Below are 12678 nucleotides of genomic sequence, written 5' to 3'. Positions count from 1 at the left end.
CACCGTCAACGAGCCGCCGTTGCGCGGCCAGATCAATGAAAAAATCGACTCAGCGCCGCCCGACGATGACCGATATCGCCAAGCTCACCGGCGTGTCGCAATCGACTGTTTCTCTCGTCCTGAACAACGCGACCGGCGCCAAATTTTCCGAAGCGACCCGCAACAAGGTGCTGAAAACTGCGCAGGATCTCGGCTATCGCCTCACCCCGCGTGAACCGCTGCCGCCGTCGTCCGGCGAGCGCAATCTGATCATCTATCTCGCCGACGAAATCTCGACCAGTCCGCACCCCGTCGTAAACATCGACGGCGCGCGCGATGCCGCCTACGCGAACGGCAAGCTGCTCGCCGTCTACTCGACGCACGGCAACGCCGACATCGAGCAGCAGGTGCTCGACGCGGCTCTCGCGAGCCCGACCGTGTTCGGCGTGGTCTACGCGACCGTCTACACCCGCAAGGTGACGCTGCCCGCCGCACTCGCGCGCGTGCCAACCGTGCTGCTGAACTGCTACACGAGCGAGGGCGGCCAGTCGTCGATCGTTCCCGCTGAAGTCGCGGGCGGCCACGTCGCAACCGAATACCTGCTGCGCGCGGGACACCGGCGGATCGGCTACATCAACGGCGAACACTGGCAGGACGCGGCGAAAGACCGCCTGAAGGGCTACCGCACCGCGCTCGCCACCGCCGACCTGCCGTTCGCGCCCGAGATGGTCCGCGACGGCGACTGGAGTTCGGGCACGGGCTTCGAGCACACGCTGTCGCTGATGCGCGAGCCTAATCCGCCGACCGCGATCTTCTGCGCGAACGACCTGATGGCGCTCGGCGCGATCGAGGCGCTCAAGCAGCTCGGCTACCGCGTGCCCGACGACGTCTCGGTGCTCGGTTACGACGATCAGGAAATCGCGCGCCACACGCATCCGCCGCTGTCGACCGTCGTGCTGCCGAACTACGAACTGGGGCGCTGGGCCGTCGATACGCTGCTTCAGGAAGTGCACAACCAGGCAGCGGGCGCGCCCGTGCGTCACCGGATGGTGAAACTCGACGGGCCGTTGATCGAACGTGGGTCAGTCAGGGAAATTACCGAGGCAAAACGCGCTGTAATTAATATTATTAGTGATTGACCAATAATAATTCGCGATGGAATAATCGGCACGTCCGGTCACCACCGACGTGCCGGCGGCAGTTGAAGCACAAAAGCAAAACACACCAACTGGTACTGGAGGAAGACATGGCGTCGCACAATCGGGATTCGCGCGGGCAACGGCTTCAGCCGCTTGCCGCAGCATTGCTGGCAATCACCTTGGGATTTGGCATGGCATCGGCGCAGGCTGACGATCTGCCGAAAATCCCCACCAAGAAACCGCTGAAAGTGGGCTTCGCGCAGACGGAGAGCAACAACCCGTGGCGTCTCGCCGAAACCCAGAGCTTCAAGGACATCGCCGCCAAGTGTGGCTGGCAGATGGTGATGACGGATGCCAACGGGTCCAACTCGAAGCAGGTCTCCGACATCCAGAGCATGATCGCGCAGCACGTCGATCTGCTCGTGTTCCCGCCGCGTGAAGAGAAGCCGCTCGCGCCCGTCGTGTTGCAGGCGAAGAAGGCGGGTATTCCCGTGATTCTCGTCGACCGCAACGTCGATCAATCGGTGGCGAAAGCGGGCCGCGACTACATCACGTTCATCGGTTCGGACTTCATCGACCAGGGCCACCGCGCAGCCGACTGGCTCATCAAGGCGACGGGCGGCAAGGCGAAGATCATCGAACTCGAAGGCACGACGGGCGCTTCCGCCGCGAACGACCGCAAGAAGAGCTTTGACGAAGTGATCGCGAAGAATCCGGGCATGTCGATCATCGCGTCGCAAAGCGGCGACTTCGCGCGCGACAAGGGCCGTCAGGTGATGGAAACGCTGCTGCAGGCGCATCCTGATGTCACGGCCGTCTACGCGCACAACGACGAAATGGCGCTCGGCGCGATCGCCGCGATCAAGGCGGCAGGCAAGCAGCCGGGCAAGGATATCCAGATCGTCACGATCGACGGCACGAAGGGCGGCCTCGATGCGATTGCTGCCGGCGAGCTTGGCGCGAGCGTGCAGTCGAGCCCGTTCTTTGGCCCTCTCGCATGCGACGTCGCGCAGAAGTTCGCGAAGGGCGAGAAGGTGCCGACGTGGGTCAAGGTGTCGGACCGCTTCTACGACAAGGGCAACGTGCAGGAAAGCATGCAGTACGGCTATTGAGCGTTCGTTGATGTAACCCGGCCGGCGCGTCTCGGTTTTCACGCAGCGAGGCGCGCGCAGCACGGCCGACGATCTGGGCTTCATCGGGCATTCGTGCCCGGCTGACGGGAAGGTTCGAGGCGACGTGTCCGTGGCGCGCGCGTTCGCGTTCCACGGGACGTCGCTTCGCTTTGTCGGGCGTACCATCGACTTCGCGAACTGACCGACAGTATGTAATTCTCGCGCCGGCCGTTGCGATAGCCACGGGCCGCGCTGCATCGCAAGCGATGCAGCATGGGACCAGCATAAGGCGCTAAAGCGCCAACGCTGGTCGACCGCGCTGCATGGGACCAGCGTAAGCGCTAAAGCGCTAACGCTGGTCGACCGCGTTGCATGGGACCAGCGTAAGCGCTAAAGCGCTAACGCTGGTCGACAAAGGAGACACACGTGACGCAATCCCACGCGCCTTCCGACGCGGCCCCCGGCGCTCATCCGCCGCCGCCGTCCTCACGCGCGACCCTGCTCGACATGCAGGGCATCGACATTTCGTTCGGCGGCGTGCCCGCGTTGCGCGGCGCGAATCTCAGCGTCGCCGCGGGCGAAGTGCACGCGTTGATCGGCCAGAACGGCGCGGGCAAATCGACGATGATCAAGATCCTCACGGGCGCCTATCGGCGCTCGGGTGGCAGCGTGCGCTTCGAGGGCCGCGAGATCGATTTCCGCACACCGAAGGAAGCGCGCGAAGCAGGCATCAGCACGATCTACCAGGAGATCAACCTGGTGCCGTTCCGCTCGGTGGCCGAGAACATTTTTCTGGGCCGCGAGCCGTGCCGCTTCGGTCTGATCGACTGGCGCGAAGTGCAGCGGCGCGCGTCCGCGCTGCTCGAATCGTTTGGCTTGCAGATCGACGTGAAGAAGCCCGCAGGCAGCTATTCGACGGCGATTCAGCAGATGGTTGCGCTCGCGCGCGCCGTGTCGTCGGACGCGAAGATGGTCATCATGGACGAATCGACTTCATCGCTCGACGAGCGCGAAGTCGAACTGCTGTTTACCGTCGTGCGCAAGCTGCGCGACGACGGTCGCGCGGTGATCTTCGTGTCGCATCGGCTCGACGAACTGTATGCGCTGTGCGACCGCGTGACGGTGATGCGCGACGGCCAGACCGTCGCGCAAAGCGCAATGAAGGATATCGACAAGCGCCAGCTCGTCACGACGATGCTCGGCCGCACGCTCGCCGCCGTCGTGCAGGATGACAGCGCCGCGCGCGAGGCGAATCTCGCGCGACGCGGCAGCGTGGCTATCTCGGCGCGCAATCTGTCCGCGCATCCAAAGGTGAGCGACGTGTCGCTCGACGTGCACGCGGGCGAAGCCGTCGGCCTCGCGGGCCTGCTCGGCTCGGGCCGCACGGAAACGATGCGCCTGCTGTTCGGCGCCGACCCGGCCGAGCGCGGCACGTTGTCGATCAACGGCAAGGACGTCGCGCTGAAGTCGCCGCAGGAAGCGATCGCGCGCGGACTCGCGTATCTCACGGAAGACCGCAAGGCCGAAGGCATCGTGCCGGACCTGTCGGTGCGCGACAACCTCACCCTCGTCTGCCTGCGCACGCTGTCGAAGCACGGCATCGTCGATGTGAAGCAGCAGCAGGCGATCGTCGATCGCTTTATTGCGTCGCTCGGCATCAAGCTGCGCTCGCCCGATCAGCCGATCCGCGAATTATCGGGCGGCAATCAGCAGAAGGTGCTGCTCGCGCGCTGGCTCGCCGCGCAGCCATCGCTGCTGTTGCTCGACGAGCCGACACGCGGCATCGATGTCGGTGCAAAGGCGGATGTCGCGAAGATCGTGCGCGAGCTGCGCGACGAAGGCATGGCGGTGCTGCTATCCGCTTCCGAACTCGAAGAACTGACGGCCGTGGCCGATCGCGCCGTGGTGATCCGCGACGGCCGCACGGTCGCCGAACTGGATGGCGCGCAAATGAGCGAATCCGCGATCATGGACGCGATTGCCTATGGCAGCGCGGGCACCTCGCAACTGGTGGAAGCGGCGCAGTCCGCGCATATCGACGATGCACTGGAGGGCGACCGTCATGGCTCATGAGTCGCTGCGCAACGACGGCGCGCCGCTCGCTTCGGCGAAACCCGCGCCCGATGCGTCGACGGTGAAGAAGAAGCGCCGCATCACGATCCAGCGCGAGATCGTCGTGCTGCTGGCGATGCTCGTCTTCAACCTGCTTTTCACGCAGCATTTCTGGTCGCTGCAAACCTTCAACGTCAATCTGACGCAGGTCGTGACGATCGTGATCGTCGGGATCGGCATGACGCTGGTCGTCGCGACGGGCGGCATTGATTTGTCGGTGGGCGCGTCGATGGCGATTGCGGGCGCGCTCGCGCCGATGCTGTTCATGCACATTGCCGGGCCACTCGGCATCGCGCTCGCGTTCGTGCTGCCCGTTCTCGCCGCCGCCGTGTGCGGCGTGTTCAACGGCTTTCTCGTGACGAGGCTCGCCGTCCAGCCGATTGTCGCGACGCTCGTGCTGTTCATCGCCGGGCGCGGCATCGCGCAGGTCGTCACCGACGGCAGCCTGCAGGCGTTCAACAACCCCGCGTTCCAGTGGATCGCGCTCGGCAAGGTGGCGGGCGTTCCGTTCCAGGTGCTGCTGATGTTCGCGCTTGTCGCGTTCTTCGCGTGGGTCGTGAAGAAGACGCTGTTCGGCCAGTATCTCCTCGTCACGGGCGGCAACGAAAAGTCCGCGTATTTGAGCGGCGTGCCGACCGCGCGCGTGAAGATGCTCGCATACACGCTGTGCGCGGCGCTATCCGGCCTCGCGGGGCTGATTTCGATTTCGGTGAATTCATCATCGGATGCGAACGTCGTCGGGCTCGGCATCGAACTCGATGCGATTGCGGCCGTCGCCGTCGGCGGCACGGCGTTGACGGGCGGCAAGGCGTATATCGGCGGGACGCTGATCGGCGCGCTGATCATCCAGTTGCTGCGCTACACGCTGCTTGCTCACGGCATTCCCGATGCCGCCGCGCTCGTCGTCAAGGCGGGCATCATCATCGCGGCTGTATACGTGCAGCGGCGTTCGCGCTAAACGCTTTGCAAAAGACGATCCGATGAAAAAGAACCTGCCCATCCTGATCGCGCTCGGCGCGCTGATCGTGCTCGGACTCGTGCGCTACGAGCATTTCGCGTCCGAGTACAACATCACTTCCTTCTGGCGCTACAACTCGATGTTCGCGCTGATCTCCGTCGGCATGGCGTTCGTCATCATCACGGGCGGCATCGATCTGTCGGTCGGCACGGTCGCGGCGATGTCGAGTGTCGTGGCGGCGCTGGCGAGTCCGTACGGCGGCTGGGTCGCCGTGTTCGCGGGCGCGGGCGCGGGCCTGCTGGTCGGTGTGCTCAACGGCATCATCATCACGCGGCTGAAAATCCTGCCGTTCATCACGACGCTCGCGACGAGCCTTGGCGCGCACGGCCTCGGGCTGCTACTCGGCAGAAACGACGCCGTGTCGATTTCGTCCGATACGAACTTCGCGAACTTCGGTCAGGGCGATCTGTTCGGCCTGCCGATTCCCGGCCTCGTCGCGCTCGTCGCCGCCGTCGCGGGCTGGCTCGCGCTGCGCAGCACGCGCTTCGGCCGGCATTCGCTGGCGATCGGCGGCAGCGAGGAAGCGGCGCGTCTGATGGGGCTGAACGTGAACCGCACGCTGGTCGCCGTGTATGCCGTGAGCGGATTGCTGGCGGGGTTGGCGGGCGTGATCCTCGCCGCGCAGTTCGGCGCGGGGCAGCCGAACGAAGGCGTCGGCTGGGAGTTGTTTGCTATTTCGGCCGTGGTGCTCGGCGGCACGCTGCTGACGGGCGGCGAAGGCTCGATCGCGATGACGATCGCGGGCGTGCTGCTGCTCGGGCTCGTCTTCAATCTGCTGAACTTCGAGAACGGGCTTGGGTTCATCAGTCTGTCGGCGTACTGGCAGTCGGTGATACGTGGCGTGTTCCTGCTGCTGGTGATCGTGCTGCAGGCGCGCGTGCTCAAGCAGCGCGGGCACAAGCGCACGGAGACGGGCGCGGGTGCGGGGCAAACGGCGGGTTGAGCGTGCGTCGCGCCATTGCCTGACTGGCGGTTGAACCGGGGCGAGCCGGAGTAAGATCGCGTTTTCGCCCTCTTCCCGCTCAACGCGCCGCCGCCCAGCGCGGCAAATCGTCGCCATGCATCATTACCTGCCGATCCTGCTGCAAATCGCCCTCGTCTATCTGATCGCGCTGGTCAGTCCCGGTCCCAACTTCTTCATGATCACGCAACTGTCGCTGGCCGGACGGCGCGGGCTGGGCGCGGCGTCGGCGCTGGGCGTCGGCACAGGATCGACAATCTGGGCCTCGCTCGCGATGCTCGGCTTCGCGACCGTGCTGCAACGCATCGACTGGCTGTACAACGGCATTCGCATCGCGGGCGCGATCTATCTGGTGTGGTTCGGCATCAAGCTCGTGCGCTCGAGCACGAAACGCGGCGAGGCCATCGTCGTGAACGTCGAAACGCCGCCCGCCAACGACCGCGGCGCGCATTTCCGCGCATGGCGCACGGGCATGCTCACGTGTCTGACGAACCCGAAATCCTGCGCGTTCTGGACCAGTATCTTCGCGACACTGTTTCCGGCGCACCCGCCGCTGTGGTTCTACGGCGTGGCGCTCGCGATGATCGGGATGATGTCGGTGGGCTGGTACGGCAGCGTCGCGCTGATGTTCGCGACGGAGCGCACGCAACGCGGCTATCGACGCCTGCGCCGGCCGATCGACGGCGTGTGCGGCGCGCTGCTCGTCGGCCTGGGCGCCAAACTCGCCGCCGAAAGCTGAGCGCGGACGCCGTCTCCGGCGAAGTTTTCCAGCTTCGCGAGAAGGGTCAATGCTGCAGCGCGCGATAGGTTTCCGGTATTATCCCGAAATAGCGCTTACCAGCGCCTGTTTTCGTTGAACGGCTGCCATCACCCGATGATTGACGGGCGAAAGCCGGTCAAGCGGCAACGGCCCGACGCCCGTCGCGAACGGGCAAGACCCAACGGGCGACACCCGTACGGGGTCCCCGTTCGGGTCGACCGGGCACAGACCCAGCGCCGCACACCCCAGCAGTACACCCATGCCGCGCCGCAGTTAGCCGTTCCGGCGAAACCGGACGACAGCCGCGCCGGCGCTTGATAACCAGCTTGACAGACCACATTCACCGCCCAACCCGCTGCGGCAATGCCCGGCGCGGAACGCGGTAAAATAGCGGATTGCGCATCATTCCCGGGTCGCTTCCGGCGCGGGACGGTGCATTGCCTTTGCCGTGCCGGCCCCGCTTTTATGTGGCCGACCTTGATTTCGCACCATCGAAGAAGCCATGAGCAACCTGAATCCACAAACCGTCCTGAGCGTCCACCACTGGACCGATACGCTTTTCAGCTTCACCTGCACGCGCGATGCGTCGTTCCGCTTCGAAAATGGCCAGTTCACGATGGTCGGCCTCGAAGTCGACGGCAAGCCGCTGATCCGTGCGTACAGCATGGCTAGCGCCAACTACGAAGAGAACCTCGAATTCCTGAGCATCAAGGTGCAGGACGGCCCGCTGACGTCGCGCCTCCAGCATCTGAAGGTTGGCGACCAGGTCCTGATCGGCAAGAAGCCGACGGGCACGCTGATGGCCGACAACCTGCTGCCCGGCAAGACGCTGTGGCTGCTGTCCACTGGCACGGGCCTCGCGCCCTTCATGTCGATCATCAAGGACCCGGACGTCTATGACCGCTACGAGCGCGTCGTGCTGACGCACACGTGCCGTTTCGTCGACGAACTGGCATACAAGGAATACATCACGGACCACCTGCCGGCGCACGAGCACATCGGCGAGTTGATCCAGGAAAAGCTGGTGTATTACCCGACCGTCACGCGCGAGCAGTTCGCGAACCGCGGCCGCATCACGGACCTGATCGAAACGAAGAAACTCTTCGACGATCTCGACCTGCCGCACTTCTCGCTCGAAAACGACCGCGTGATGCTCTGCGGCAGCCCGCACATGCTGCGCGACACGCGTGAACTGCTCGACAGCCTGGGCTTCCAGGAAGGCAGCAACAACAATCCTGGCCACTACGTCGTCGAAAAGGCGTTCGTCGGCTAAGACTCGCCACACAAACGCTGGTGCCGCGTCCACGACGCGCGCGCGAGCCGCAGCACCCGAAAACCGGAGCCTTCGCGCTCCGGTTTTTCTTTTGGCGCGCCGGGCTGCGTAGAACGGTTGGCGGATCATGGCTAAGCGTGCACATATTCAGTCAGACATCAGGTTACAAAGTCGATGGTTAACGAATAACCTTCCATGTAGGAATTTGTCCGACATAAGCTGTGGCGTTTACTTCGACTATTGCGTGAACTTTGCGCTGCAAGCCAAGATGGACGGGCATTTTTTCTTTTTTTGAGATATGATCGCAGCGCAGCAGCATTTGACAGACTATTAACAATACTGTCTTTTATTTGTTACAGAATGTAAATTTCGTTACGTCCCGACGTAGCGTTTTTCCGTCGAGATAGTTCCTGCGACGGACATATCTGGGGGTCAGGGTTCGCATGCGTTCTTCCGTCTATATGCTGCCGATGCGTCGCTGTGGCGCCGGCCGATCCGTTTCGTGAGCGGGACCATGGATTCGTCGATCGTGGTGCCGATGCATGTGCACGGCGCGGCTGGCCGCGCGAGCGATGCCACGCGCGCATCCAATGCGTCTGCCCGCCGCCGTTCCAGCAAAGCCGCGATGGCAAATGGCGCCACTGCGGACGCCGCAGCGCGAATGGCATCCAGCGACGAACTCGCGCGTCTGCAGGCGCGGGTACGCGAGCTGGCATCCGAGCTGACGCGCACGCAGGAAGCCACGCGCCGCCATGTCGCGCAGGAACTGCACGACAGCCTTGGCGCCGAACTGACGGCCGCGCGCTTCGCGCTCGCGGGCGTCGAGACCTGGCTGCCCGCCGATGCCCCGCCCCAATGCACCACCGCCCTCGCCACCGCGCAGCGCTCGCTCGACGCCGTTACTGAAGCGGCGCAACAGGCTGTCGGCGATCTGCACTCACCGACGCTCGACAAGGGCATCGTCTGCGCGCTGTCGCACTGGACCAACAGCTTCGCCGCGCGCACCGGCCTGCGCATGAGCTTCGTGTGCGCCGCCGACGCCCGCCTCACGCGCCTGTCCGCCGATGCATCGCTGGCTGTGTTCCGCGTCGCCCAAGAGGCGCTGAACAACGTCGCCAAGCACGCGCGCGCATCGGGCGCCGACATGCGCATCGAAACCACCGCGCAGCATCTGAGCATCGTCGTCAGCGACGACGGCGTCGGCATTCCTGCGCACGCGGGACAGGACGAGCGCCAGTTCGGGCTGGCGGGCATGCGCGCGCGCTGCAACGCGTTCGACGGCGAATTGCGCGTCGCTGCATCCGTCGGTCAGGCGCGCGGCACGACCGTGCAAGCGCGCTTCGAGTGGAAAGCCTTAATGGGCAATGCGCCGCGCGCGCGACGCACCGCGATCCGCTTGTGAACCGCTTGTGGCCCGCTTGTAACCTGCTGTTTGTGAACACTGACTTCCCGTTATGAGCCTGCGCATTCTGATTGCCGAGGACCACGCCATCGTTCGACAGGGCGTGCGGCAGCTGCTGCTCGACCGCGGCGTCGCCGACGACGTCGCCGAGGCGCAGACGGGTACCGAGGTGCTCATGGAAGCGTCGAAGCATGTGTACGACGTGATCCTGCTCGACATCTCGCTGCCGGACATGAACGGCGTCGAGGTGCTCAAGCGTTTGAAGCGCAAGCTGCCGCGCGTTCCCGTGCTGATGTTTTCGATGTATCGCGAGGACCAGTACGCGGTGCGTGCGCTGAAGGCCGGCGCGGCCGGCTATCTGTCGAAGACCGTCGACGCCACGCAGATGATCGCCGCGATCCAGCAGGTCGCAGCGGGCCGCAAGTACGTGAGCCCGGCGATGGCGGAAGCGCTCGCCGATTACGTTTCGTTCGACGGCGAGCAGTTGCCGCACGAGAAGCTCTCCGATCGCGAGTACCAGACGCTGTGCATGCTCGCGTCGGGCAAGCGGCTGACGGATATCGCGAACGCGCTGTCGCTGTCGGTGAAGACGGTGAGCGTCTACCGCACGCGGCTGCTCGAGAAAATGAAGCTGCGCAACAACGCCGAGCTGACCTTCTACGTGATGAGCAATCGCCTCGTCGACCTGAATCCGGTGATGGCGGCCTGAGGCTTGAGGCCGCCAGGCGCGCTCACGGCGCACTCCATTTGTGCACCATGAAGGGCTATCCGGCCCGATTCCGCTAAAATTGCGGGTTTTCCCGACATTGGGCGCGCCCACACGCGTGCTTCACAGGAGACCCCGCCAAATGTCCCTCTTTCGCAAAAAGAACGTCGAGCACATGATCGCCGGCGCGCAGGCTGCCGGCCTGAAGAAAGCGCTCGGCGCGCTCGATCTCACCTTTCTCGGCGTCGGCGCCATCATCGGCACCGGCATCTTCGTGCTGACGGGTACGGGCGCGGTGCAAGCCGGCCCGGCGCTGATGCTGGCGTTCCTGATCGCCGCCGTCGCGTGCGGCTTCGCGGCGCTCGCATATGCGGAATTCGCCTCGACGATCCCCGTCGCCGGTTCGATCTACACGTATTCGTACGCGACGCTCGGCGAACTGGCCGCGTGGATCATCGGCTGGGATTTGATGCTCGAGTATGGGCTTGCCACTTCGGCGGTGTCGGTCGGCTGGTCGGGTTATCTGCAATCGCTGCTGTCGGGCTTCGGCGTTGCGCTGCCCGTCGCGCTGACGGCCGCGCCCGGCGCGTTGCCTGGCCACGAGACACTGTTCAACTTGCCCGCGTTTCTCGTGATGATGGCGATTACGACGCTGCTTTCTGTCGGCGTGCGCGAATCGACGCGCGTGAACAATCTGATGGTTGCGATCAAGGTGACCGTGGTGTTGCTGGTGATTGCCGTCGGTGTGTTTCATGTGAAGCCGGAGAACTGGCATCCGTTTATGCCGAACGGCATCGGCGGGGTGTTCGGCGCGGCGGCTGTGATGTTCTTTGCGTTTATTGGCTTTGATTCGGTGTCGTCAGCGGCCGAAGAGGTCAAGGATCCGAAGCGCGATCTGCCGATTGGGATCATTGCGTCGCTCGGCGTTTGTGCGGTGCTGTATGTCGCGGTGGCCGCCGTCGTGACGGGGATCGTGCCGTCGGCACAGTTCGCGAATATTTCGCATCCGGTTTCGTATGCGTTGCAGGTTGCTGGGCAGAACTGGGTTGCCGGTTTTATCGATCTCGGTGCGGTGCTTGGCATGTTGACCGTGATTCTTGTGATGGCCTACGGCCAGACGCGGGTGATCTTTGCGATGTCGCGCGATGGGTTGTTGCCTGCGGCGCTGTCGAAGGTGCATCCGCGGTTTGCTACGCCGTTTGTTACTACGTGGATTGTTGGGATCGTGTTTGGGCTGATTGGCGCGCTCGTGCCTTTGAATGTGCTCGCTGAGCTGATCAATATCGGCACGTTGGCGGCGTTTTCGATGGTGTCCATCGCTGTGCTCGTGCTGCGGCGCACGCATCCTGATTTGCCAAGGGCTTTCCGCTGCCCTGGCGTGCCGGTTGTGCCTGTGCTTGCTGTTGCTTCCTGTCTGTTTTTGATGCTGAATCTCAGCAAGGTTACGTGGATTGCGTTTGTGATTTGGCTTCTGGTTGGGATGGTTGTTTATTTTGGGTACTCGCGGAGGCATTCCAAACTCGCACACGGCGGGCGTTAAAGTTTTTTTCGCGGCGCGGCTGGGTTTTGTTTGGTTCGCTGCGCCTTTCGCGGGCATCCGCGATTTGCCTTCGTGCTTCATGCGTCGCCCCTGTGCGGGGCGGCACCTACTTTTCTTTGCCGCCGCAAAGAAAAGTAGGCAAAAGAAAGCGGCTAACACCGCTAATTCTTCTTCCTGCCTGAGGGCCCTCAACGGTTCTTACGCTTCACACGGCAATCACGTGACCCACGTTCGTTGCCAGCGCTCTAAATGAGCGCCTCACCCGCTTCACTTACCCGCGCTGCAGCATGCCGCGCCAGATATTCCACCGCCGCCCAGGTGGCAAACTGTGCGTAGGCCCTAGGTGCTCCCCACGCCTCACTTCGGACCAATAGCGCACGCGTTCCACCCTGCAAGAGCGCTAACCTGTACGCCGCGACAACCTACACACAGTTTGCCACCTGGGCGGCAGTAGTCGTTCGCTGGCGCGAGCCCATGTACGGGTGTTTGAAGTGGGTGAGGCGTTTAAACGATGCGTTGGCAACGAACCTGTGCAAGCGCGCTACCGTGCGAAGCGTGGGGACGTTGGGGGCCCGTGGGCAAACGTCAAGCGCTGGCGGTGTTAGCCGCTTTCTTTTGCCTACTTTTCTTTGCGGCGGCAAAGAAAAGTAGGTGCCGCCCCGCACAGGGGCAACGC

General features: G+C 63.7%; 10 protein-coding genes. All 10 read left to right on the top strand.

What is annotated here, in order from left to right; translation table 11 throughout:
• Positions 1–65 precede the first annotated feature (65 nt).
• The 10 genes from C2L64_RS00530 (at position 66) to C2L64_RS00485 (ending at position 12002) form a co-directional block, all read left to right on the top strand.
• Positions 66–1118: a LacI family DNA-binding transcriptional regulator gene (locus C2L64_RS00530; RefSeq protein ID WP_042313029.1), complete on the top strand. Its 1053-nt coding sequence runs from the start codon at positions 66–68 to the stop codon at positions 1116–1118.
• A 107-nt stretch (positions 1119–1225) separates the two neighbouring features.
• Positions 1226–2230 (top strand): ABC transporter substrate-binding protein, encoded by a 1005-nt coding sequence (locus C2L64_RS00525; RefSeq protein ID WP_090834866.1) that lies wholly within the window; start codon positions 1226–1228, stop codon positions 2228–2230.
• A 507-nt stretch (positions 2231–2737) separates the two neighbouring features.
• Positions 2738–4303, top strand: a complete 1566-nt coding sequence (locus C2L64_RS00520; protein WP_176133766.1) for a sugar ABC transporter ATP-binding protein — start codon at positions 2738–2740, stop codon at positions 4301–4303.
• A complete protein-coding gene (locus tag C2L64_RS00515) occupies positions 4293–5300 on the top strand; it encodes an ABC transporter permease (protein ID WP_086918792.1) in 1008 nt (335 codons plus the stop codon). Before C2L64_RS00520 ends, C2L64_RS00515 begins: the two co-directional genes overlap by 11 nt.
• A gap of 22 nt (positions 5301–5322) precedes the next feature.
• On the top strand, positions 5323–6303 hold the full coding sequence (locus C2L64_RS00510; RefSeq protein ID WP_090834864.1) for an ABC transporter permease: 981 nt from the start codon (positions 5323–5325) through the stop codon (positions 6301–6303).
• A gap of 115 nt (positions 6304–6418) precedes the next feature.
• Complete coding sequence (locus C2L64_RS00505) at positions 6419–7060, top strand: LysE family translocator (RefSeq protein WP_007582138.1); 642 nt, start codon at positions 6419–6421, stop codon at positions 7058–7060.
• A 523-nt stretch (positions 7061–7583) separates the two neighbouring features.
• The gene (locus C2L64_RS00500; RefSeq protein WP_007582137.1) at positions 7584–8354 is read left to right on the top strand and encodes a ferredoxin--NADP reductase; all 771 of its coding nucleotides are present in this window, start codon (positions 7584–7586) and stop codon (positions 8352–8354) included.
• A 514-nt stretch (positions 8355–8868) separates the two neighbouring features.
• Positions 8869–9756: a sensor histidine kinase gene (locus C2L64_RS00495; RefSeq protein WP_090834863.1), complete on the top strand. Its 888-nt coding sequence runs from the start codon at positions 8869–8871 to the stop codon at positions 9754–9756.
• A gap of 52 nt (positions 9757–9808) precedes the next feature.
• Complete coding sequence (gene rqpR / locus C2L64_RS00490; protein WP_090834862.1) at positions 9809–10465, top strand: response regulator transcription factor RqpR; 657 nt, start codon at positions 9809–9811, stop codon at positions 10463–10465.
• A 139-nt stretch (positions 10466–10604) separates the two neighbouring features.
• Positions 10605–12002 carry an amino acid permease gene (locus tag C2L64_RS00485; protein WP_090834861.1) on the top strand — a complete coding sequence of 466 codons (1398 nt, stop codon included), beginning with the start codon at positions 10605–10607 and terminating at the stop codon, positions 12000–12002.
• Positions 12003–12678 lie beyond the last annotated feature (676 nt).

It is taken from the genome of Paraburkholderia hospita (assembly GCF_002902965.1).
GTDB classification, from domain to species: Bacteria; Pseudomonadota; Gammaproteobacteria; order Burkholderiales; family Burkholderiaceae; genus Paraburkholderia; species Paraburkholderia hospita.
Note: the sequence above shows the minus strand (reverse complement) of the source record. Positions and strands in the feature narration are given on the sequence as shown.